Below are 24680 nucleotides of genomic sequence, written 5' to 3'. Positions count from 1 at the left end.
TTATGGGAGAAGAACGACAGTATCATACCTACAAGATTAAGTCATATGTGAATGCCAGCCACGCGATGCGGTGGGAAGATGGCGAGGGTAAAGAACATAATCATACGTGGGAGATCGTCTGTGAAATCCACAGTTTGAACGATCACATGATCATCTTTAATGATTTGGAAAACACGATCAAGGACATCCTCAATAGTTTTGCTGGGAAGTTTTTAAACACGTTGCCGTATTTTAAAGACATTAATCCAACAGTTGAAAATGTCACGGTATGGTTATTTGACTTGATATCGCCAGCCTTGCGTGAGGAACAGGCGAAACTGATCCGAATTGAGGTCAGTGAATCACCTACCCGGGCATACTGTATATCCGTTCGAGACGACGAGTAAGGGAGTGGCATATTGGCCAAACTATTCCGATTTGGAAACCGATGTTTGCAGAGTATATTTTTGATTTTTATCTTTGCGACACTGCTGTTTGCGGTGACATCACCGAACCTTATCTTAGGTGATAATAAAATAACGGGTGCTGGCACAACTTTGTTTACAACGGGCGTCTTAATTGTTTTTGGCGGCATCGTTATTTGCTATCAGACCTACCCAAACTTTCAACGTCTGTTATGGACGGTGTTGGTGCGGCATGCGCGAGTGACTGCAGCACTCTTTTTTGTTGCGGTTGTGATTTGGCAGGTCGTTTTTGTGCTTAGCGTTCATCCGGTAATTGGGTTTGACGTGGGGGCTGTTCACCAAGCTCTGACGGATACGAAAACTCCTGATATCGTCGCCTATTTTAGTTTGAACTATAACAACATGCCGCTACTATTAGCGCAACACGCAATTGCCCAGGCGGTAGGGTCGACATCCTGGCTTCTTTTTGATCTAGTAACGCTCATTTTAGTAGATATTTCGGCTCTTTTGAATATTGTGACCATTTATGTGATCGACAAAAAACAAACCACGACGGCTCTCTATATTCACGCGATGTGGCTGTTACTGTTTCCAATGATCATCGTGCCCTATACGGATGCTTGGGTGCTCCCGTTTGTTTCTGGTTATTTTTTGGGTTTTGCGATGCTCAATAAAGCGTCGTTTGATTGGACGTATCGCAGTTTAGGCGCCATCCTGTTTGGTCTTAACGCAGTGTTGGCTTATATGATGAAACCGTCTGCTATCGTGGGCGTTATTGCTATTGTAATCGTCGAATTGCTGTACATGTTTCATCCGCGAAAACACGTCTTGACGCCAAACGAGGTCTGGCGCGGATTTGCTTTGCTCATTTTGTTTCTTGGTGTTACCGGTGGCAGCTATTGGACGTTTAATAAACTAAATAATGAACAGTCATATATCGTATTGCAGAAAAATCGTGAAATTCCGGCGATTCATTTTATGGGCATGGGTGTTTCAGGTGACGGCGGTTATAATCCAAAGGATGCGCTAAAAATGGCAGAACTACCAACTGTTAAAGCGCGCTCGGACTATTCAAAAAAGGTTCTGATCAAACGATTGAAGGCAAAGGGCGTTCTTGGGTACGCCAAGTTTTTGGTTAAAAAGCAGCGAAACGATACTGCTGACGGGACTTTTGCGTGGATCAAAGAAGGGCACTTTATTAATGCTGATCCGGTGCCAAACGAAAAGGGATTTGCTGGCACGTTGCGCTCGTTTGTGTATCTGTATGGGTCACGTCTCGGCGATTTTCGGTTTTTTGCGCAAGTTACCTGGGTCTTATTGTTGACGATGGTGGCGTTTGGATGGCGTGATAAACGTAAATTCAGCCAAATATGCCGGCTAGCCATCATTGGCGGCATGGTATATTTACTGTTATTTGAGGGTGGTCGGAGTCGATATTTAATTCAATTTCTGCCGAGCTTTTTGATGCTGGGTACCTTAACCGGTCAGCAGGCCTTTTCGATGATTCACGGTTGGTATCGCCGAGCCTTTCCAAAGTGGGAAACTGTTTTAAAGAAGAAAACTAGTACCGATTAAATATTCTACTGTACGCAAAAGCGCCATGACAGCTTGTCACGGCGCTTTTACGTGTTTTTAATTTTCATTACGACGCCCGATGATGCGGCAAAATAACCTGATCATCCGCTGGCAACAACCCCGGTCGGTCCAGATAGTACCCCTGAATCAGATCAGCTGGATAGTCCTTCAACAGCTTTAATTCGTCCTTCGTCTCAAAGCCCTCGATCACAAACCACTTATGCTCATCATCAGCCATCTTGTGCCAGTAAGCTAGCTTCTTGGTGATCTCATGGGGGTCGTGCGATTCGCGAAAGTTCTGCATCGCAAACTTGTATTCAGCAAGGTTGTTGTCTAATAATTCTGCAAACGGTGGGGTGTTATTGCCGGTGCCAACGTCATCCAAGACAACGTAGAGGTGATTGGCCTTAAACCCTTCCGCTGCTTCGACCAGTTTAGCGTTCGCAATCTTTGGCGCACACGGATGTTCCGTCAGTTCAACGAACAGCCGTACCGGCGCAATCAGCTCCTGAACCTTCGGCAGATACGTTTGATAGGCTGGGTCGACAAATTGGTCAGGGTCCAGGTTAAATGCTACTGAGGTGACCGTTTTTGGCATTGGCCGGATGGTCTGCACCAAGAGGTTTGCCGTTTCGTATGCTGTGAAGGCTTTGAAGTCATCCGGAAAGACCCACTTATGATCCACACTTTCCCGGAGAAAGAGTTCATAACCCTTGATCGTGTGATCAGTAGCAGTGAATTGGGGTTGGCCGAAAAATCGAATCATCATATCAAGACTTCTTTCTAAGAATTGACGGGTTAAATAGGCTGAATACTACTATAAAACATTATGGTTATACGTATATCTTTTAAATTAATGTTAGCACTATTTTGGACATCTTTCAAATAGTGTCTGCTGTTCCTGTTTTAGACAAAGAAACCCGCGGTCATTGCACATGATCAGCGGGTTTCTTTGTCTATTGATAGCACTCTTAGAATCTAAGCTTTACTGCGGTTTTCGTCGTAGCCTTCAAGGAAGTTGGCATACCGGGCCAAAATGAACAGATAATCGGATAACCGGTTCAAGTATTTCAAAATTGGGGCGTCGAGTTCCTGTTGCTTATTGCTGAGTTCGACCGTTTGTCGTTCTGCTTTTCGCGCTAGGGCACGAGCGTACTGCAAGCTGGAACCCGTTTGCGTCCCACCAGGTAAAATGAAAGCCTTGATGACGGGCAGCTTGTCGTTGAGTTTGTCGATCTCTTCTTCAAAGTGGGCGACTAGCTCTAACGTAATGTTATGGTGACGCTTGACGATGATGTCGGCTTGGAGTTCATACAAGTTGCGTTGGATGTCCATCAGTTCCGGCTTCATTTCCTCAGCCTTTGGGGAGAGGGTAGCGATGACGTAGCCTAACCATGAATCAAGTTCGTCAATGGCGCCTAGTGCTTGAATTTGTAGATCGTATTTGGGAATCATTTTGCCGGATACTTGCTTGGTGTAGCCTTGGTCGCCGACTTTGGTGTAGATTTTTACCATGGTGTTGCCTCCTGTTTTGTTGGGTTAGTTTAGTAGAAAAGGTCTGAAATACTGGATTTCAGACCTTTTTTGGTTTGCAGTTTGGTTACTTTGGGATGGTACTTTTTGTGATGAGTAGTGTTGGCTACGGCTGTTGACTTTTACATAGCCGAAACGTGTTCCGCAAGGCTGAGGGCTACTGCGTAAGCCAACTCTGGCACAAATGCCAAGTTCGGGCATTTCTGCCAGAGTTAGCTTACGGTCCGCCCTCAAAACGCCTTGCTCCACACTCTACCTAATTGGGCAAGCCCCACCCTCACAATCCGTTTGGCCGACCAATTCAACATCTTTTTGATCATGGTTGCCATTCTGTTCTGCGAAGACCGTTGCCACGTCGCCGTGGATCTCTGTTAGCTTTTCTTCGTAGACATCCTTTGCGATGGGTTCCTTAGGTGCTTGCTGGAAGGCGTCGCCCGCGTATGGCAAGAGGGACGTTGACTTCGTTACGAAGCGGTATTGGCGCATCAATGGGCTGATTTGGGTTGCTTCTTCTGGTTGGAACGTCACGGTACAACTGACCGCATTATCTGACCAGTACGTCTGCAAGAAGGCCTGAGTTGCGAACTGTTCAGCCATCGAAACGTTACCAGCTGAGGCGAATTCACTACTGTCGGCGTGGGCTGCCCGAACTGGGAATTCCACACAAACGGTGTTCTTGGTGTAAACGTCTGGTTCCATGAAATAGCCGCAAGCTTTCAACGCTGGCAACAACGGGTCAGAGTCTTGGAACCGAATCCGTTGAATCAGGTAGTTAGAGTAGTGGAAGTGCATCCCTTCAGACACACCAGCCAACTTTGCAACAGTCCCTGATGGCTTTACGGTCGTGTGCTTGATCGATGGGGCACAGTCAAGGGTTTCTGAGTAGTCCTTGTCAGCAGCAACAACGGCCTTGTACAGCCCGTCAACGCGGTCAATAGCGGCCTGGTCGTATACGGGTTGCTTGATCGTTTCGCCAGTCACAGGGTCAGTAGCGTCCTTGAAGCCAGTCACAACACGGTGGCCGAATTCCTTTAAGATCCAGTCTTGAATCCCGGACATTGAGATCCCGATACGACGGTTCTTTTCGATGACGTTACGCGAAACTTCCCAATCGTATGGGCTGAAGGTGACCCGCTTTGAGAAACGTGTTCCCAACGCAAAGGCTTCTTTTAAATCCCAGCCTTGTGCAACAGCAACTGGTGGGAAGACTTCAAACAGGTTGCAAGGTTCACCGTTTGCGAGTGAAATTTCACCACAGGGGTTAGTGCCTTCAACGTTGCCATCAATGGCTTCTTGACGACCATCGATAGCTCGACCGAAGTTCTTTGAGAGCTCCAGGTTCACGATACCAGGTTCACCGTTGTGGGTAATGGAATCAGCAATGGCGTCGTAATCAGTCTTAGAACTGTCCACGGCAACACTGTTGTTGGATGCCCAACGGTGGTGGTAAAGCTTATCTTGATCCTGCTTCATCGTGATGAACGCATCGTCGTCAGCAGAGCCCAAGGCTAATTCAGCTGAACGACGAACGTTCCCAGCCACGACCGTTTTCCCAATCAAGTTTCCAAGGTCGGTACAATCAACGGAGGACAGCTTACGGCCAGCGTGGTCGTTCAAGATGGCATTGATGTCCGTTAACATTTCAATCAGTGGCATTGGGCCGGAAGCAGTCCCGCCGAAACCGTGAATTTTCGCACCCTTTGGTCGGATGTCGCTGACGTCTAGAATCAGGTTCTTTTCGTGGTCAGCGTTGGTCCCAAAGAAGTGCAGGTCGATCATGTTGGCGTTGGCGAGGATCCAGCCTTCGCGAGTGTCAGGCAGCTTGTAGTAGCGGCCGTCCGTGAGGCTGTGACTTGCGAGCCAGTCTTCCTTGTCAACGGCGCCAAGTTTGATTGACTCATCGTGTGAGGCGCTGTCCCGTGACACCAAAATGGTCATGTTGATGGCCTGATCAACGGCTGGAATCTGCTTTACGTTGTCCTGAACAACGGAGAAGCCGACACCGCCGCCCTTCATGAGTTGGTCAAACATGAAGGAATATGGCATTGAAACCGCGTCCTGATCATGATCAAGGTAGTCGGGCACAATGTGGCTGTCGCCGTATGGTTGTGGGCGCACGCCGATGAACCAGCAGTTGTTGAGGGAGTCACCGTTACGCTTCTGGTAGTCGGTCCCTGAGATCCACAGGTTCCGGCCAGATGGTGTCGCAGAAAGCCCGTAAATGAGTTTAAACAATTCTTGCGCTTCGTTAGTCAGTTCTTCGTAGACTTGAGGATCCAGGTCGTCCTGGTGTAACCGCGGGTCAAGGTTGATGTTTCCTTCAACCACGCGCTTAACGGTCTCGTCCCAGTTCTCAGTCCTTTGTTTATCGTCGAGATAACGGGCGTATGTCCGCTTGTAGGTGACCCAGCCTAAGGGGCCCCAGTGAGGTGTCACAGTTTTTTTTACTGATTCAATGAAGTCATCTGACAACTGAACCAGGATTTCATGTTTAAGCATTTGCATACGATATGTACCTCCAAAAATCTGTAGTGAATACTATATATAGTATCTTCATTTAGACGGAATTTCAATATATAGTAGCTAGACAGGTCTCCGGCTAATCACACAAAACGGCGATAGGACGGGAATTTAAGGATATTCCAAAATTTGAAGTTGGGACACCAGGGGTAATCTGTCGCTACTTGATATTGGGGATTGACATCTATGGGTTGGGGGTCGCGACTTTGCTGAACACAAGTGTTCACGTGGATTACCAGCAAATAAGTTGAATTTGGTGGTTTGTGAGATGGATATTCCACACGTATATATAGGATGATTATCGAGTAGTATGATACGTATTTTGGGGTAGGGTTAACACTGTGTTTGATGGTCTTTAAGCAGAGGTCAGATCCTGATCGGTCAGTTAAAACACTTCTATGATATACTGCTTTTAAAAAGAGACGACCACAACAGGTAGTGGGTGACCGTATCGGTGGCTGGAGGTAGCAGGATGAACGTGGGGAAACGACTTGAAACAGGACGGCAACTATTTTTAAAACGGTATCGCAGTGATCGGCGCATTCAGGCCCTGACTTGGGTCATTATCGTTGTGGTCATACTAGGTATTGGGGTGCACCTTTACCATCGCACGCCGAAGCGGCAACCTGTGCGTCATAATCCCTGGTACTTTCTAGTGGGGACGCCCGCCAATGAGCTGCCGTCCGCCATTGAAAAGCACAATAGTGGCGCTAGTAAGCTGGTTTTTAATAAGAACGGAGAATTCACACAGACGGCTGCAGATTACTCGAGTGATCCGGATTCGGGCACCTGGCAAGTGGATGGTAAGACGCTACAATTGAAGGAATCGCTAGGTCAGACGACACGCGCTAATATTGTTTCGGTGAAGGGTATTGCTGGCGGGTATCGGTATGCGGGGTATAAGTTGACGCATGTTCGGATGACCGCTGTGGATGGCAGCGATACGTCGGCGGCGACGGTGTATTTGGTGTATGAGCGGTAGACCTCTGAGCTTGTACATATTAATTATGCATAATAAGAACAATCACTGATAGATCTGATTCAGACAAAACACAGGTGCATTAGGTGATTTACATTTTCTATCACCCAACAAAAAATTCACCCATAATAACCTTGAACATAATTCCAATACTGTTTTACACTAGAACATACGAATGAGCGTTTTAAGGCCCAGTTAATCTAGCGTCATTAAGCTTGGACGATGCACAAAAACGACACTAACGGAGGCTACAGACATGAAAGCATTTGAATTTCTGGAAAATAAATCCCAAACACTCGGCAAGACGATGGTTCTGGACAAGGGGCTGGGTTTAAACGAAGTGGACGACCTGATTGCCACTGCGGGTGACTACATGACCTTTGCGAAGTTTGGCTGGGGCACGGCTGCCACGATGGACCGCGAGTTGATCAAGGCCAAGACTGCCAAGTACGACGCTGCGGGAATCATTCCTTATCCTGGTGGGACGTTGCTGGAAGTTTCAGTAGCTGCCGGTAAGTACGACGCCTTCTTGGATGAGGCGAAGGACCTTGGCTTCAAGGGTATCGAAGTCAGTGATGGGTCGACAACGGTTGATTCAAGAACGCGTGGCGAACTGATCGTCAAAGCCAAGCAAGCTGGGTTCTACGTGATCTCCGAAGTCGGGAAGAAGAATCCGGAACTTGACCACGACCTGACACCTGCTGAACGGGTGGCTTTGATGAACGAAGACCTGAAAAACGGTTCCAATTACGTCATCATCGAAGCGCGTGAAGCCGGCAAGAACATTGGTATCTATGACGCCAACGGTAACATCGTGGCCGACGAGCTGGATGCGTTAACACCAGACGGCATTGACCACATCATTTTCGAAGCACCGCTTAAAGGGCAGCAAACAGCGCTAATTTTGAAATATGGCCCACAAGTAAACCTTGGTAACATCGCGCACGATGAAGTAACTTCGGTGGCAACGCTGCGTCGCGGACTGCGGGCTGATACGGTCGGTAAAGTTTAAACAGTAGTCAAACGGAGGGTGTCATGAAACGGATCTTTATTGTGCGTCACGGCAAAACACAGTGGAATTTGGAACACCGACTTCAGGGGCGGTATGCGGATAGTGACTTGTTGACGGATGACCTGACCCCGTATCAGCAGGCAGCGGCGTATTTAGATCAGTATCGCTACCAGGTGGTCTTTGCGAGTCCAATTAAGCGGGCGATTCACACCGCGCAACTGGTGACGGACAACTTCACGCAGCCGGTACCAACCCTGCAGACCAATGCTGGCCTGGCGGAATTGACGTTTGGTGACTGGGAAGGCAAGTCCAAGGATGAATTGGTCGCGGAACAGCCCGCGTTGTTTCGTAAGTTGTCACAACGAGTTAATACTCCTGAATTAGATGCCATCGGTGTGGAAAATTTTGCGGCCGCGCGGGCACGGTTTGCGCAAGCCATTCGCGAGATTGGGGAGCAGCTTGGCCCCGATGACACCGCGCTGGTGTTTTCCCATGGCGGCATTTCTCAGCTTGGCATCAAGGAACTGACTGGAAATGAGCATCTGCTGGGACTGAAAAATCTGTCGACGTCCATTGTGGCGTTGCGACCAGACGGCGCGTTTCTGGATGTGTATAATCAGACTGCGTATTTGCATGATGTGGATCTGAATGAAGGTAACGTGTCGATTATGTAGCACGCTATAAAAGCTTTTATTAACAGTACATCCCTGATTTATTCACAAAGATATGCAAAATACCCATCAAACACATGCATCACGCGTTTGATGGGTATTTTGTATTTTCACCTTTTAAGTACACAAAAAGAGCCCCAGCTCTGGTATAGTTAAATTGCTAAACAAAACCACATGAGAGAAGAGGACTCTATATTGAAAACTTTACAGGAAATGGCATTAAATTTCAACAAAAACATTTTAGTATCGCATACGGGTGGTCAATTATCTTCCGATGGCGGGCTAACATTGTGTGTAGAGCTGATGGCAAAATTCCAGTTCACCATCTTGGCCGACAAACTATTGAGGTTCAATGACCAGCGACGATATTGTCAACACAGTAATTCTAGTATCTTAAAACAGTTAATTCTTCAGATTATTGCTGGTTATAGCGCAGATTCTGCGGCAACTTCTTTAGAAAAAGAACCGCTTTTTAAATTATTATTGGATAAACCGTCTTTGGCTTCACAAGCAACAATATCACGTTTTTGGCAATGCTTTGATAAAGATAGTGTTAGCACATTACAGACTTTAAATGAGGCTTTGATCGACCGTGTTCGACTATTAACCAACCAGACAGCCACGATTATTGATATCGATTCGACTCACTCAGACACTTATGGCAAACAGGAAGCCACTAACTACAACGCACATTATGGTACTGAAGGATATCATCCATTACTGGCAACTGATCAAGATGGTAACTTATTGAAAGCTGTCTTGCGTCCTGGAAATGCCTACACCAGCAAAGATGTAAAAGCTTTTTTAACACCACTATTAAAGCATTATCAAACTCAGCTGCCCACGACTGACATTCTGGTTCGTGGTGATAGTGGCTTCGCCACGCCAGAAGTTTACGATGTCTGTGAAGCCAACGATGTGTTTTACATTATTCGACTCAAATGCAATCGAAAATTACAGAATCTAGCTGAAAAGTTCGTCAAGATCAGTGATCAAACCCAGTGGCAAGAGGAAGAGACTCATTACTACTCTGAAATCTATCAATCAGCATCGTGGCCTAAGCCACGGCAGATTTATATTAAATCAACTCGAGTAGCTGGTGAACTGATCTTTTCACATGAATTTATCGTCACTAATCTGACTAATTTAACGGCTGAAACTGCCTTCGAACTGTATCACAAACGCGGCCAAATGGAAAATTACATCAAAGAAGCTAAAACAGGTTTCTTTTTCGATAAGACTGATAGTCCAACGTTTAATGCCAATGCTGCCCGGATGATGGTTAGTGTACTGGCTTACAATATTGTCAACTTTTTAAAGCAGCTAGCACTGACAAAACATGATTCCGGCTTGTGCGTTAGCACATTGCGGATCCGTTTATTCAAAGTTGCGGCACGTGTTGTGCATACTGGCCGACGCATTCAGTTGCGGCTGAGCTCGTATCATGTTTACCATCGGCTGTTCTACCAGGCTCTACAGCGTATCCAGGCTATTGAATAACCGGCAAAATTAAAAAAATCTGTACAACCAAGGGACAAGTGTATCCAAAAGTTCAAAGCAATTCTGAGTTAGTTGAAAGATCTCACTAGCTAGAACTGATAAACATCGTATTTCAGCAAAAGATAAAGACATACCCGTCAGTTTTCGAAAAAATACGAAAACTGACGGGATTTTTATGAACTATGAATAATTCAGGTTTTACTAAACATTTTCGTGATTATAATATTTTTCTTCGAATTTATAGACAACTAGAAAAAGTTGAACTAGGTTTGATTCAAAAAGATAAGTTACCAATTGATTTAATTGGCTATGGATCTAATTGGTGCTCTATAAGTCACGAATTGGCGAGAGAAATCGTTTGTTCAGAGAATCTAATATTTAAAATTTTTAATAAGGGATTTTTAGTGGATGAACTGTTTATTCCCACATTAATTAATATACGTGGGAAAAGCAAATTTCCAATTTATTACGAAAAGCCAGTTCATAACATATCAGATGAGTTTCAAGGAAATCCTCGATATATAAATTGGTGGGATGGATCACCTAAAACTTGGAGAATTTCCGATTTCGATGAGATAAAACTTGCAAAGCAGAGTGGTCACTTTTTTTCCAGAAAGTTTGATGAAAAAATTGACAATGAAATCATTAAAAAGGTAATCCACGAATTAGTGATTTAGATATAAATGTAGCTAAATTTCATAGACTATTCACCGGGATAAACAATTACTATAAATAGAAGTAATTAACTGAATGTATAGCTATTTTTAATCTAGAGACTGAGATTTGTGAGGTGGGATTTATGGCTGTAAAAGTTTTCCTTAGATGTATGTATACTTTTATAAAATTTTTAAAAGTTAGGATTAGACTATCTGCAAGTATTAAAATCAAAGCCCCTCAAAATAGATGGAGAGGTAAATTGGATATAGTTTGTGACCATGAAAGCACAATTTGTATTGGGAAGAGATGTAGCTCAAGAGGCTTTACTCATTTAGAAAGTATAGATGGAGAGAAAATAGTAATTGGCAATGATACATTTATAAATCGCAATGTAAGTATAACATCATTAAAAAGCATTGTGATAGGTAATAAATGTTTGATTGCTAATAACGTAGTTATTGTAGATCACGACCATAATTTTTATTTAGGTAACAGGGGGTTTATAACTCGAAACGTTACAATTGGTAATAATGTCTGGATTGGTGCAAACAGTGTAGTGTTAAAGGGAGTGCAAATTGCGGAGAATGTGGTTGTTGCTGCTGGTTCAGTTGTTACAAAAGACATCCCAAAGAATTCTGTAGTAGCCGGAAATCCCGCAGTGATTATAAAAAGTAATACTCATAGTAATTTATCTAAGTGAGGAAAATAATGTCAGAAGTTTTTATTATAACGCCTTTTTTATCAGGAAAAGGCGGAACGGAAACAATAATTAAAAATATATTTAAGTCTATTCGACCTGAAAACAAATATAGTTTTAAACTTTTTGTTCTTGGGGGAACTGAAACTAAGGATTGGTTACAAGAAAGCGACTTCTGTATCAAAAATCTTTTGCTGCCAAAAAAATTCAAAAAAATTGAATATCTTTTTCGTTTGCCATATTGGATTTTTCAAATTGCAATTAAAAATCCCAAAATAATTATTTCGACCTCACCGATTATTTGGTCAATGTTTTATTGGTTGAAAAAAATTTTGAATTTAGGATATAAGGTTGTTGGATGGTATCATTTTTCGATTTCTGAAAAACCTTTTTCAAAGTTTGAGGCAAATTCGCAGGATGCTTTTTTTTCTATTAGTTCTGGAATTACAGCTGAAATGAAAGAAAAAGTGAATAATAAGATAAAAATTTTCACGATATTTAATCCTATACCAGTTAATGGTGATATAAGCTTTCCAACGCCTCACAAAAAAACTAACAAATTAGAGTTGGTTTATATTGGCAGATTTGACTATGATAAGCAAAAAAATTTATCAGAATTATTTACTGCACTCTCAAAAATCAATGAAGCTTTTGAGCTAAAAATTTTTGGAGAAGGCGAAGATAAAGCCAAGTTATCTAGATATGCTAATTCAATAGGCATAAGTGCTTGTATAAAGTGGATGGGATTTCAAACGGATATCTGGAAACTAATCAAAAAAACTGACGCTCTAATACTAACATCAAAGTATGAGGGATTACCAACTGTATTGATTGAGGCTTTAGCGCATGGAATACCCGTAATTAGCTCGAATTGCTCAACCGGACCAGAGGATATTGTTGTTGATAAATATAATGGTTATTTGTACAAACTCGGCAGTGTGAATGAATTAGTAAAAAAAATAAGTAAAATAGGTGACATCGAATTAATTAATGAGCCTTATGAGTTACAAAAAACCGCAATGAAATTTAGTCCTCAAAACTACTTATTGCGAATGATCCAAGCATTAGACAGTTTGGACAGAGGTACAAGTGTTGATGAATAAGCCTACAATTAGCGTAATAATGTCAGTGTATAATGAGACAATTAGCTCAATTAACGAAGCGGTAAATTCTATATTAATGCAAAAATTTACTGATTTAGAATTTATCATTGTAAATGATAGTCCGTCTAGGGTTGATGTGCAGCGCTATTTAAAAAAATTGTCATTGACAGATGACCGAGTGATATTAATTAAAAATAATAGAAATAGTGGTCTTGTTTCAAGCCTCAATAATGGTCTGAAGGTTGCAAGAGGGAGATTCATTGCGAGAATGGATGCTGATGACGTTTCTTGCTTGCATAGACTGGATGTTGAAATGGATATCATACGACGTGGATATGACTTTGTTGGAACTTCGGCTAGAGAAATTGATACTAAGAATATAACTGTTGGAAAAAGGATAATGCCTATTGAAGGGGATATAAGTTCAGCCCAGCAAATAAGAACTAATAATTTCATTATTCACTCTTCAACTTTAATAAGGAAATCAAGTCTTGATTTTTTGGACGGCTATAGACAAATTCCATCTTGTGAGGATTATGATTTATGGTCAAGATTACTATTGTCCGGCTTTACAGGATATGTAACCAAAAAAATTCTTTTGGATTATAGAATACGGGACAGCGGGGTTACTTCTTCGAATAAACTTCTGATGGATGTTAGTGCTTCAATTGTTAGGCAGGGTATTTTAAAATGTAATACGTTAGAAAAATACGATAAGTTGGTGAATCCTAAAGAAATAGGGATGAAATATAATAAATTTCCCCTTAGAAGTTCTCTTTTTAGACATGCTTATAATACTGGATCAAATAAATATGAAGATTGTTCCCGAACATTCAAAAATAATCATTCCTTTAAGGCGGCAATTGCGTTAATTAGTACACTGATATTGTACCCGTTAAATATAAAAAAAATCTTCTTTGCTCTACGAGTTAGGGTGGAGAAAATTTCTCCCAAGAGAAAAAATAAAGAATTGTAGACTTCGTTTTAAATGATCATGCTTTGCGCAATTGAACCCATGATAACAATAGAATTGGCAGACTATTCAAAAAGCCATATTAAGGTGAAAACAGGTATAATCATAAATTTATTTATAAATTGGTAGAGCTTTTTTACGAATCAGTGGCCAATTAATCTGAGAATGAGAGGAGAAATTTTAAGCTGAGGGATTTGCAGTAAATACGGATGGACACTTTATAAATAAGTGGCTAGTATTTTATTCTGAGTTTTTGTTTATAGTATTTTCAAAAATAAATTTTAAAAGTGTAATGTCGACTAAACTATGAACTTTCAAATTACAGCAAATAAAAACTACTTTGTTTGTCTGAAGAAAGAAGACACAATTATTCAAAATACAAATAGAGTCAGGAGTGTTTCCTTTGAAAGGATATATACTAGATTTTCAAATGAAGAGCGAGAATAGCGCACTTGTGAAGCCTAAAAAAGATATTGTTCATTTTTTAGAAGAAGTAGGCTATAAAACTATTGACTATGATTTTTATCCACAGAAATATAAACGGTTCTTATTCTTAGCGATTTCTTGGCAAAAAAAATTAAGGGCTTGAGAGATACAATGATTGTATTTCAATATCCTATGTATAGTAGAATTTGTGAAAAAGTAATGCTCAAGTCTGTCAAGAAAAAAGAGAATGTTAAAACTGTCGTAATCGTCCATGATGTAGATAGCCTGAGGTTTGGTAAGCATAATAAAAAAAAGGTTTCGGCTGAAATAAAATATTTAAACGAATTTGATTGCCTAGTTGTACACAATAATCATATGAAAAAATGGTTGGAAGATAATGGGATTAGAGTACCTATGGTATCTTTGGGGATTTTTGACTATGAAAATTCAAATAATCAAAATCCAAATTATTCAGTAGAAGATGGACTTGTTTTTGCTGGTAATCTATGGAAATCTGCATTTTTAAAGCAAATCAACATAAAAACAAAAATACAATTGCTTGGTCCCAATCCTCTTTCTCACTATCCCCAAAATATTCGTTATGATGGGCAGTATTCACCTGAAGAGGTGCCAATGCACTTTAAAGCAGCGTTTGGTTTAGTTTGGGATGGGGACTTAAACGACAATAATCTAGCAGAGTATACGATGTACAACAATCCTCACAAGGCTTCTTTGTACTTAAGTTCCGGCTTACCCGTAATTGTATGGAAAGACGCAGCTCTTAGCGATTTTGTGGTTAGTAATAAAGTAGGATTTGTGATTTCTAAGCTGGACGACATTGATAGTATGATGAATCAAATTACCCAGCAAGACTATCATGAGTTGAAAAAGAATGTCAAAAGAATAAGTCTACAAATGAGAAGTGGCTATTATATAAAAACGGCAATGGAGAATGTAAGAAGAGCACTCAAAAAAAAATAGTGTTTTAACAAGGGTTTTAATTACTGGTTAACAATTTAATTAACAATAAAGTAGGGATGAGAATTACAGATTGGTTGTCGTTTCTTAATTGATTCAATTATATTTCAACCACATTAGAATTTAAAAACAATAAGACAAAAATGGGATAGTAGTTTCGTCCGTTAGCTTTGCGAACCCAGATCTTTACATGTTAATGAAATTAATACTTTATCTTTTATAAATCGGCTAGTTTAATTAATAAAATTTATGATTTGAGGAATGATGACATGAAGACTTTCTTAGTTGTAGGTGCTGGTTTATTTGGTGCCACCTTTGCACATGAGGCAGCAATAAGGGGAAATAACGTAATTGTGATCGATCGCCGAAGTGCAATTGCTGGAAATATTTATACTTATAAAAAGTGTGGCGTTCAAGTTCATAAATATGGAGCTCATATTTTCCATACAAGTGACAAGCATATTTGGGACTATGTTAATTCTTTTGCAAATTTTAATCGATTTACAAATAGTCCAATTGCAAAGTTTTACGATGAAACATTCAATATGCCATTTAACATGAATACTTTTAACCAAATGTGGAATGTGATAACGCCTGCAGAGGCAAAAAACAAAATCGCTGAACAACGACTCGAAATGAATGGAAAAAAATCTGAGAATTTGGAAGAACAAGCTATATCATTAGTTGGTAGAGATATATATGAGAAACTCATTAAGGGTTATACCGAAAAGCAATGGGGTCAAAAAGCGACTGAGCTTCCAGCATTTATAATCCGAAGATTACCGGTCCGTTTCACGTATGATAATAATTACTTTGATGATGATTATCAGGGTATTCCGATTGGTGGCTACACTCAGATTATTGAAAAAATGCTTGATGACAAAAACATTGAAGTTAAGACCAACACTGACTTTTTTGATAAAAAAGGTGAGTATCTTCAAAGGTTTTCTAAAATTGTTTTTACGGGAATGATTGATCAATTTTTTGACTATCAGCTTGGTGAATTGGCTTATAGAAGCTTGAAATTTGAAACTGAGACGTTGGATATTGATAATTTCCAAGGTAACGCTGTTGTTAACTATACAGATGCAGAAACACCTTATACTCGGATTATCGAACACAAACATTTTGAGTTTGGTAAGGGTGATAAAGGTAAAACTGTTATCACCAGAGAGTACCCGATGGATTGGCATAGGGGTGATGAACCATACTATCCAATAAATAATTCTCAAAATAATTCAATGTATAAACAATACCATGAGCTTGCAAAGACTGTGCCTAACGTGATTTTTGGTGGTCGTTTAGGTCAGTATCGTTACTACAATATGGATCAGACGATCATGGCAGCTTTGAAGCTAGTTAAGAAAGAATTCGGAGAGTAGTTTTCTATGAGAGTTATCAAGAATTATCTCTATAATGCTTTTTATCAGGTATTTATTTTATTGGTACCATTGATAACAACACCCTATCTGTCTCGAGTATTGGGACCGACTGGTGTAGGGATTAATTCCTATACAAACTCGATTATTCAATATTTCATTCTGTTTGGTAGTGTTGGCGTCAATCTATATGGAAATCGACAGGTGGCCTTTGTTAGGGATGACAAGTGTAAGCTCACGCGAACTTTTTATGAAATTTTTTCTATGCGTGTCTTAACAGTTATTTTGGCCTATGTTGCTTTTTTGATATTTTTGATGTTTACACATCAATACCATGTATATTACCTGGCACAATCAGTTTCTCTCGTAGCGGCTGCTTTTGACATTTCTTGGTTCTTTATGGGCGTCGAGAATTTTGCAGTTACAGTGTTAAGAAACTTCATCGTCAAAATCATCACATTAATTAGTATTTTTACGTTTGTAAAATCCTATAGTGATCTTACAACATATATATTGATTCTTTCGTTATCGTTGCTTATTGGAAACATTACACTATTCCCTAGTTTGAGACGATATATTGGTCGTCCAGTTATTAAAGGGATGCATATATTTAAACATTTTTGGCCTTCTCTGGTACTCTTTGTACCTCAGATTGCTACTCAAATCTACCTCGTATTGAACAAAACAATGTTAGGGTCAATGACATCTGTGCAGGCAGCAGGGTATTTTGATCAGTCTGATAAAATGGTGAAGATGGTACTAGCTATCGTGACAGCTACAGGGACAGTTATGTTACCTCATGTAGCCAATGCGTTCGCAAATGGGGAACACGAGAAGACTAAGCGCTATTTATCTAAGAGCTTTTCTTTTGTAACTGCAATGTCTGTGCCAATGACTTTTGGTTTAATGGCAGTTGCGCATAAATTCGTACCATTATTTTTTACGGCAAGATTTCTTAGTGTAACACCGATAATGACGATAGAAGCTATTGTTATTTTGTTAATAGCCTGGAGTAACGCTATTGGAACACAGTATTTACTTCCAACGAAACAAACCAAGGCTTATACGACGTCGGTCATTGTTGGCGCAATAGTTAATTTAATTATGAACATTCCATTAATCATACTGTGGGGAGCAATTGGGGCCTCAATGGCAACAGTGTTATCAGAGGCTTCAGTTACTTTGTCTCAACTAGTCGCGATTAAAAAACAAGTTGATTTTAAAGCACTGTTTACAGATACTTTTAAGTATCTACTTGCAGGTGTGTTGATGTTTGTCGTTGTTTGGCAATTGGACCAGCATTTGCCAAGTACATGGCTGATGTTAATTGTTGAAGTTATCTTAGGAATATTGCTTTATGCGTTGCTGTTAGTTGTTTTTAGAGTAAAATTAATACATGAAGCAAAAGCAATTTTGAAAGATCATCACTAGTAGTTGTGATAATTCGTTTAGAAGGGATTTTTAAAAATGAAAGTACGCAAAGCCGTAATTCCTGCAGCTGGATTGGGTACACGGTTTCTACCAGCAACCAAGGCACTAGCAAAAGAAATGCTCCCAATCGTTGATAAACCCACAATTCAGTTTATCGTCGAGGAAGCCAAAGCAAGTGGTATCACTGATATTTTAATTGTTGAAGGTAAACAAAAGCGATCCATTGAAGATCACTTTGATTCAGCACCTGAACTGGAACAGAACTTGAAGATGAAGGGTAAGGACGGCTTATTGAAGCTGGTTAATGATACCACGGATATTGGCGTTAACTTATTCTTCGTTCGGCAGCCATATCCTAATGGGTTAGGCGATGCTGTGCGCATGGCTAAGTCGTTTATTGCTGATGAACCATTTGTCGTCATGTTAGGTGACGATTTAATGAGTGATCAGGTACCATTGACTAAACAGTTGATTGACCAGTATGAGAACACTCACGCGTCCATTTTGGCCGTTAAGAAGGTGCCTCATGAAGATGTGTCCGCTTACGGTGTGATTGATCCTGAGAGTGAAGTTTCTGATGGTTTGTACAACGTTCGCAAGTTCGTTGAAAAGCCAGCGGTGGATAAAGCACCTAGTGATTTGGCTATCATTGGTCGTTACTTATTGACCCCTGAGATCTTTGGCGTTTTGGAAAACCAGAAGCCGGGTAAGGGTGGCGAGATTCAGTTAACGGATGCCATTGATACGTTAAACCAAACGCAGCGGGTGTTTGCCCATGAGTTTAAGGGTGACCGGTTCGACGTTGGGAATAAGTTGGGCTATGTGACCACTAACGTGGAATATGGGCTGACGCATCCAGAGATTAAGGATGAATTGAAACAGTATATTTTGGACTTGGCTGAGCGGTTGAAGGATGAGGAGAAGAAGTAATAATAATTTGAATCTTATTTGATTGTTAGCCGCTATTTTCTTACATTTGTATGTGTTTTGGCTAATGAACAGTAAGCAGTAGATAACCGACCGTATTCAAATCAACTCTAAAATGATTTACGATTACCTCATCAAATAAAATTGGTGAGGTAATTTTTTATGACTGAAAAACCTGATATTGTTCAAATTCGCATGGGTCAAACGCCACAGTCGCAACCAACGGTTACGACGAAAGCAATGCACATCAAAGTCGGCACCAACAAATCTGTCATTATCTACAATCACATTAATGGTTATATTTTAGATGCATTCCTAAAGGCGGTGTTTAGCGATGATAATCGACCAAAATAAGCTTCATCAGATCTTTCTGGTCTGCGGAAAAACAGATTTAAGAAAAGGAATTGATGGTCTAGCTGGGGTGGTTCAAGATCAATTTGATTTGGACCCATATAACAGCGCGTTATATTTGTTCTGCGGGAGTCGTAAAGACCGATTCAAAGCACTGTACTGGGATGGTGACGGATTCCTGTTATTATACAAACGAATTGAGAATGGTCGACTCCAATGGCCAGTTGATCAAGCTGCAATTCGTAAGCTAAATCCCAAACAGTTACTTCGTCTCCTGAGCGGGTGGTCGCTGGAGTCGACCATTCATCAAGTGACCCCACCGGGTCACAAAAAATAGCTTTTAAACCCGTTTAGCGAGTGGTAAACTCATTTCAACAACTCTTATATACGGAAAGGAGTGAATGCGATGGCTAAGCACGTAAAAAATATTGAAGCCGAACTAATTCGACAGAACACTGAGCTAAAACAAGAAGTGCACGAACTAAAACAGACGATTCTACTTCTGGAAGAACAGGTGGCATTTTTAACCAAAAAGATCTATGGCCAAAGCTCTGAAAGAATTAATTCTGATCAATTGTCATTATTCGGACAAAGTGGTGTTTTTACCGAACCAGAGCAAACTGGGAACCAAAGCGAAGAGACCTACCAAGTAATAACCAAGATCAGGTCGAAAAAGAAGACACGCAAACAAACAATCAGTCCTGACATGCCGGTTCAGGACGTTTTAATTCCATTCGATGCCAGTCAGTGTCCTCACGGACACTCTGACTGGCTCATCGTCGGCAAAAAATTTGTCCGCCAAGAAGTCTGTTACGAACCGGGACGCCTGTACGTTAAAAGAATCTACATAGAAACTGGCACCTGCAGTGAATGTGAAAGACAAACTGGCCTTACTTATATGTTTCAGAGCCAGGCGCCGCATGGTTTATTAGCCCATAGTCCATTGTCAGCATCGCTGGCAGCGCATGTGATCAGTGACAAGTTTCTGTTAGATCTGCCCTTGTATCGACAACAAAGAGCCCTTAAACAGGGCGGCTTTAATGTTTCAGAGGGGACCTTAGCTAATTGGATCATCAAAACTAGCCAACTGATAGAACCATTGTATGGTCTGATCCACCGAGAATTAATTGCCCGTCATCACCTTCAAGGTGATGAAACACCAATCCAAGTTATTAACGAGCCTGGTCGGGCAGCAAAGTCAAGATCTTACATGTGGGTCGCGACCATCCCTTTGAAGCTAACCAATCGGATTGTGTACTATGCTTATAGCCAGACCAGAGCTGGTTCATTCGCGCAGAAACAACTCTATAGCACGTATCAAGGCGTGTTACAATGCGACGGATATGCGGGCTATAATCTGCTTGGTGATCAGGCAATCAAGCGCGTCGGCTGTTGGGCGCACGTCCGGCGAAAGTTCAAAGATGCGTTTGATGCCGATAAACAGTACGTTGAAACACCCTTGCGATTGATCAACAGCATGTTTCGACTCGAAAAGACCTGGCAACACTTTTCTCCACGAGTACGCCAGCGACGTCGGCGTAGTAAAATAAGACCGCTTTTAAAACAGTTCTGGCAGTGGGTCGATCACTATGACGGGCTAGCTAAGTCCCGACTAGGTAAAGCCGTGACTTACGCGGCTGATCAACGCATGTATCTGAGCCGAATCGTGAACGATGGAACCATGGACTGGAGCAACAACACCGCTGAACGAACGATGAAGAGTTTAGTGATTGGTCGAAAGAACTGGCTGTTCAGTACTAGCCCAGAAGGTGCTAGATCAACAGCAATTTGGATGACAATTGTCGAGAGTGCCAAGGCCAATCACATTGATCCGACGAAATATATCGAATATATTCTACTCGGAGTTGCGCAACTACCAACTTTCCCAAAAAAGGAACAGTTAGCAGCTTATTTACCATGGAATTTCAAAGAATCCGATCTTGAGGCAGTCAAAAGAGCGCAAGCTGGAGTACTAATTCCTGATAAGAACGAAGACAAGAACGCATCATAGTAAGAAGCCTGGTATGTCTCAAAGAACGAGACATACCAGGCTTCTTTTTATATTTGTGATGAAATCGCAGTATTCAATACGGTCAGTTATCTACTGCTTACAATGAACACGTATTTACATCTTAAAGTAGTATAATTATAAACGTAATTAACAGCAAATTAATTTATCTTTTTAATGATGAGGCGAAATATGAATAAAAACGAAAATGATTCTGTGTTTGCCACTAATCTGAATTCTGAAAGCTTTTTTAAGTATCCAGGCATGCTATTTGAGAAGAAAACGGGAAACGAAAAAGACGCTTTTCTTAAAAATGGAAGACAAATCACGAATGAGCATGGTGATGAGGCAGATATAAACACATTTAAGGATATGATATTAAATGTTGTTAAATTGTATCTTGCTAGAAATTATACTCAAATAGTCTTTCTAGCTGGGGCGGGTGCTTCTATTACTGGTTATCAAGATGATAGAAGTGTAGGTAAATCGATGAAGGACTTGAAAGCGAGTATAAAAGATAGGCTTGAGAATAAGAAATTTTTGAGTCTTGATACAATGGCGAGTCTTTGTAAATATGAATACACGAACCCTGATGAGAATCAATTTGATTTAGAGGACTTTATTTCTAAAGCAGAGTCTGCTCAACCATTTATAGGTCGCTCAAAAAATAAATATTTGAAAACATTAGACCAGATATATAAAGTAATTGAGGAAGAGACCAGTTATTCATATGATGAACGATTATTATTTCATAATAGAGTTATTAATATGTTGGCAAATAAAGTCGTAGCGCCAAATAAATTAACCGTAGTAACGACAAACTATGATACTCTTTTTGAGGATGCCGCGGAAAAATTGGGATATTCAGTAATCGATGGTTTTTCTCATGATTTAAATCCTTTCTTTGATGCAGATGATTTTGAATGGAATTTAGTGCGTGATATTCCAAACTTAACAACCGATGAGCTTGTTTATAAAAAGCAAGTAATAAATTTAATAAAGCTACATGGCTCACTAACATGGACCAAGCCAATTAATGGAAGAATTTATCGTCGCAACAAACAGGACAAAATCAACCAACCTAATCTTATATTTCCAAGTTCAAATAAGTATATGCAATCGTATACAGAACCATTCTTTGATTTATTTTCTAAGTTTCAAGAATTAATTAATCGTCCCAATACCCTACTAATAACTAATGGGTTTAGTTTTGGGGATAATCATATTTCCCAAATGGTACATCATGCTGTTAGTCATAATGAAGGTCTGTCAGTTTTGGTTACAGATTTCAATATATCGAATCAAATAAGTAATGGTTGGAAAGAACTAGAAAATCTTATGAATGCTGGTTATTCTGTTGCGTTTTTAAAGGCAACTATAAACGAATTGCCCTTTTATTTAGGTGGTGATTTGAATGAACATTGATCAAGTGTTTTGGGATTTGGGAACTTCTTCATCAAAACATAGTCTTAGTAAAGAAAATTATTATCTTGGGACAGTTTCTGAGGTTTCAAAAAGTATTGTTAAAGTTCAAGCTGAAAATCTTTCAACATTAAATTCTCGGATTTTAAATGGTGAAAATTTGACTCCTTCGACCATAAATTTCTTAGTGCTCATTAACAATGTGAAAGGTGTTCTAATTGCAAGAGTTAAACAAAATGCTATTCGAGATACGGATAGTATCCACACATTAATGAAACAAGGAATGTATTCAAAAATATTCCCTGAAATCATTGTGGAAACTTTAGCTTTATTAAATCCTGATACTGAGAACTTTGATGCTACTAATTTTATTAATGCCGGTGTTCACGATAAAGTTTATGTTGCACCCGAAAAAATCATTCAAAAGTATTATGCATCTTTAGAGGTTACGAAAAACATTGATGAATTTCCACTACAAGCATTTTCTTCTCTTGGAGTAGACAAAAGTATCCGCCTTGCATTTAAACCGGTAACACTTTTTAGTAGGCATATGATGATTATCGGAACAACAGGTAGCGGCAAAAGTACTTCAGCTTTGTCAATTTTAGATAAAATGTTGAAGGCACATATTAAAATTTTGATAATAGACCCTACTGGGGAATATGCTGATTCATTTGATTCTGAAGTTACAAATAGAATGCTCGGAGTTGATACAAATATTGCCTCGGGTAGTCTGTCGATTACACAGTGGGTAGAACTATTAAGCGCAAGCCCTGGAATTCAGGCGCCTGCTCTTATGAATGCTATTGAAGCATTAAGGTTTCAAGAGAAAAATTGTCATGCGTATGAATATGTAAAGACAAATAAAAATATTAGTTTGGTTCAAAAAGACATTGCTTCACTAACGAGAAAAGATACAAGTTTTGATTTGGGCCTATTAGAAAAGCAATTACCGGAAGAAGCTGCTGTGGAAAATGGCAGAGGAATTCTAAAAGTTGACGATTTTAGGTTGAAAAATATTAGACTGTTGGCTGATAGATTACATCAAAAATTAGAAACAACAAAATTACAGGAATTGTTTTTAGGCACACTGCCGTATTCTTTGATTGACTCGTTACAACAATTTTTGAATGATAATATTCATAGTCTTAGAATTGATACTTCAGAAATTGGGTCGAATGATAGTACTGGTGGAATGGTTGTTGATTTAATCAGTAATTATCTTTTTGAAAATAAATCAGAAGAAAACAGAGCATTTTTAATATTTATTGACGAAGTTCATAGATATACAGAAAAAGAAACCGATGATGGGAATGAGAATTACCAAGGCCTCATTACTTTAGCAAGAGAGGGGAGAAAAAAAGGCATTTATCTTTTATTAACAACGCAAAGTCCTAATGATGTTTCAACAGTTTTACTTGGTCAAATGGGCACTTTACTGATTCATAGACTAACTCAGCCGAATGAAATATATGCAATAAACAATTTTTTGGATGAGAAAGGCAGAGAAAGTGTTCAGAGGCTAGGCCAAGGGGAGGCCATTTTGACAAGTGTAAACTTATTACATGATGTTCAGTTAATAATTGACAAATCAGATAGATCTCATCACAATGGTTCACCATCACTTGAAGCAAGGTGATTATGTAGCCACACTTTTATCCATGATTTAAAGTTCCGGATTTAAAGTCTAAATGAGTCATACAGTGGTATTACACTGGTACCTCCATTGGAATAAAAAGTTACCATGTATCATCCTACACTATCCTTTCTGGGTAAAGGTTCAAAGTTAAGAATTTTGAAAACGATAAAATCTCGAATTAGTACATTGTTTCAGTTGATTTTGGTCGGATAAGAACGAGTATTTTACAATGAACCGTAGGATATACTTCACTAGTATAAATTAAGTCTAACTGAATATCTGCATTTCAATGGTTGTCGGATTGAAACTTATAATAAACATTGCGTTTATTTAATATACATTCATTAGATCTATGCTCAGAGAACCGTTTTGCCATATTATTCGACATAAAATAGTAAGTTTATAAACATGTTTGATTCCCATGTCATACCGATGCATCATGTTTGGTATGAATTGGCGAATGATTCTAGTACTGATGATTTATTTAAGTATTTG

Annotated in this window: 23 protein-coding genes; 20 read left to right on the top strand and 3 right to left on the bottom strand. The window is 40.0% G+C overall.

Annotation, left to right across the window (positions count from 1 at the left end):
- Nucleotides 1-2 precede the first annotated feature (2 nt).
- Together AYR61_RS00115 and AYR61_RS00110 are read left to right on the top strand one after the other, a co-directional pair.
- Nucleotides 3-386: a 6-carboxytetrahydropterin synthase gene (locus AYR61_RS00115; RefSeq protein ID WP_056987913.1), complete on the top strand. Its 384-nt coding sequence runs from the start codon at nt 3-5 to the stop codon at nt 384-386.
- Between the two features lie 12 nt (nt 387-398).
- On the top strand, nt 399-1979 hold the full coding sequence (locus AYR61_RS00110) for a TIGR03766 family XrtG-associated glycosyltransferase (protein WP_083215430.1): 1581 nt from the start codon (nt 399-401) through the stop codon (nt 1977-1979).
- A 67-nt stretch (nt 1980-2046) separates the two neighbouring features.
- Here the strand turns inward: AYR61_RS00110 and AYR61_RS00105 are convergent, their stop codons facing one another.
- The 3 genes from AYR61_RS00105 to nrdJ form a co-directional block, all read right to left on the bottom strand.
- The gene (locus AYR61_RS00105; RefSeq protein WP_083215429.1) at nt 2047-2748 is read right to left on the bottom strand and encodes an EAL domain-containing protein; all 702 of its coding nucleotides are present in this window, start codon (nt 2746-2748) and stop codon (nt 2047-2049) included.
- Nucleotides 2749-2957: 209 nt separating this feature from the next.
- Nucleotides 2958-3494: a cob(I)yrinic acid a,c-diamide adenosyltransferase gene (locus AYR61_RS00100; protein WP_054709234.1), complete on the bottom strand. Its 537-nt coding sequence runs from the start codon at nt 3492-3494 to the stop codon at nt 2958-2960.
- Nucleotides 3495-3764: 270 nt separating this feature from the next.
- Nucleotides 3765-6017: a ribonucleoside-triphosphate reductase, adenosylcobalamin-dependent gene (gene nrdJ / locus AYR61_RS00095; protein ID WP_065900778.1), complete on the bottom strand. Its 2253-nt coding sequence runs from the start codon at nt 6015-6017 to the stop codon at nt 3765-3767.
- A 487-nt stretch (nt 6018-6504) separates the two neighbouring features.
- Here nrdJ and AYR61_RS00090 point away from each other — a divergent pair, with 487 nt between their 5' ends.
- The 18 genes from AYR61_RS00090 to AYR61_RS00005 all read left to right on the top strand — a co-directional run bounded on the left by AYR61_RS00090 (nt 6505) and on the right by AYR61_RS00005 (nt 24185).
- The gene (locus AYR61_RS00090; protein WP_054709232.1) at nt 6505-7014 is read left to right on the top strand and encodes a lipocalin-like domain-containing protein; all 510 of its coding nucleotides are present in this window, start codon (nt 6505-6507) and stop codon (nt 7012-7014) included.
- Nucleotides 7015-7267: 253 nt separating this feature from the next.
- Nucleotides 7268-8023: a phosphosulfolactate synthase gene (locus tag AYR61_RS00085; protein WP_065900775.1), complete on the top strand. Its 756-nt coding sequence runs from the start codon at nt 7268-7270 to the stop codon at nt 8021-8023.
- A gap of 23 nt (nt 8024-8046) precedes the next feature.
- Nucleotides 8047-8697: a histidine phosphatase family protein gene (locus AYR61_RS00080; protein ID WP_054709225.1), complete on the top strand. Its 651-nt coding sequence runs from the start codon at nt 8047-8049 to the stop codon at nt 8695-8697.
- Nucleotides 8698-8889: 192 nt separating this feature from the next.
- Nucleotides 8890-10194: an IS1380 family transposase gene (locus AYR61_RS00075; RefSeq protein WP_065900772.1), complete on the top strand. Its 1305-nt coding sequence runs from the start codon at nt 8890-8892 to the stop codon at nt 10192-10194.
- 182 nt (nt 10195-10376) lie between these two features.
- Complete coding sequence (locus AYR61_RS00070; RefSeq protein WP_065900769.1) at nt 10377-10871, top strand: beta-1,6-N-acetylglucosaminyltransferase; 495 nt, start codon at nt 10377-10379, stop codon at nt 10869-10871.
- A gap of 122 nt (nt 10872-10993) precedes the next feature.
- The gene (locus AYR61_RS15760; RefSeq protein WP_065900766.1) at nt 10994-11551 is read left to right on the top strand and encodes an acyltransferase; all 558 of its coding nucleotides are present in this window, start codon (nt 10994-10996) and stop codon (nt 11549-11551) included.
- An 8-nt stretch (nt 11552-11559) separates the two neighbouring features.
- Nucleotides 11560-12651: a glycosyltransferase gene (locus AYR61_RS00060; RefSeq protein ID WP_065900764.1), complete on the top strand. Its 1092-nt coding sequence runs from the start codon at nt 11560-11562 to the stop codon at nt 12649-12651.
- Between the two features lie 19 nt (nt 12652-12670).
- Nucleotides 12671-13627, top strand: a complete 957-nt coding sequence (locus tag AYR61_RS00055; protein ID WP_191982262.1) for a glycosyltransferase — start codon at nt 12671-12673, stop codon at nt 13625-13627.
- Nucleotides 13628-14027: 400 nt separating this feature from the next.
- Nucleotides 14028-14213, top strand: coding sequence for a hypothetical protein (locus AYR61_RS00050; protein WP_065900760.1), 186 nt, complete (start codon nt 14028-14030; stop codon nt 14211-14213).
- Nucleotides 14189-15031 (top strand): beta-1,6-galactofuranosyltransferase, encoded by an 843-nt coding sequence (locus AYR61_RS00045; RefSeq protein ID WP_191982261.1) that lies wholly within the window; start codon nt 14189-14191, stop codon nt 15029-15031. Before AYR61_RS00050 ends, AYR61_RS00045 begins: the two co-directional genes overlap by 25 nt.
- A 266-nt stretch (nt 15032-15297) precedes the next feature.
- Nucleotides 15298-16410, top strand: a complete 1113-nt coding sequence (gene glf, locus AYR61_RS00040; protein WP_065900756.1) for a UDP-galactopyranose mutase — start codon at nt 15298-15300, stop codon at nt 16408-16410.
- A 6-nt stretch (nt 16411-16416) separates the two neighbouring features.
- Nucleotides 16417-17838, top strand: coding sequence for a flippase (locus tag AYR61_RS00035; RefSeq protein ID WP_065900753.1), 1422 nt, complete (start codon nt 16417-16419; stop codon nt 17836-17838).
- A 36-nt stretch (nt 17839-17874) separates the two neighbouring features.
- Nucleotides 17875-18768, top strand: coding sequence for a UTP--glucose-1-phosphate uridylyltransferase GalU (gene galU, locus AYR61_RS00030; RefSeq protein ID WP_054712959.1), 894 nt, complete (start codon nt 17875-17877; stop codon nt 18766-18768).
- A 159-nt stretch (nt 18769-18927) separates the two neighbouring features.
- The gene (locus tag AYR61_RS00025; RefSeq protein WP_054712986.1) at nt 18928-19119 is read left to right on the top strand and encodes a hypothetical protein; all 192 of its coding nucleotides are present in this window, start codon (nt 18928-18930) and stop codon (nt 19117-19119) included.
- Nucleotides 19100-19453 carry an IS66 family insertion sequence element accessory protein TnpB gene (gene tnpB, locus AYR61_RS00020; protein ID WP_054712984.1) on the top strand — a complete coding sequence of 118 codons (354 nt, stop codon included), beginning with the start codon at nt 19100-19102 and terminating at the stop codon, nt 19451-19453. Before AYR61_RS00025 ends, tnpB begins: the two co-directional genes overlap by 20 nt.
- A gap of 69 nt (nt 19454-19522) precedes the next feature.
- On the top strand, nt 19523-21127 hold the full coding sequence (gene tnpC, locus AYR61_RS00015; RefSeq protein WP_225356492.1) for an IS66 family transposase: 1605 nt from the start codon (nt 19523-19525) through the stop codon (nt 21125-21127).
- 189 nt (nt 21128-21316) lie between these two features.
- A complete protein-coding gene (locus AYR61_RS00010) occupies nt 21317-22549 on the top strand; it encodes an SIR2 family protein (RefSeq protein WP_191982260.1) in 1233 nt (410 codons plus the stop codon).
- Nucleotides 22539-24185: an ATP-binding protein gene (locus AYR61_RS00005; protein ID WP_065900750.1), complete on the top strand. Its 1647-nt coding sequence runs from the start codon at nt 22539-22541 to the stop codon at nt 24183-24185. Before AYR61_RS00010 ends, AYR61_RS00005 begins: the two co-directional genes overlap by 11 nt.
- Nucleotides 24186-24680: the final 495 nt, after the last annotated feature.

It is taken from the genome of Secundilactobacillus paracollinoides, assembly GCF_001702155.1.
GTDB classification, from domain to species: domain Bacteria; phylum Bacillota; class Bacilli; order Lactobacillales; family Lactobacillaceae; genus Secundilactobacillus; species Secundilactobacillus paracollinoides.
This window is presented reverse-complemented; position numbering and strand designations above follow the sequence as displayed.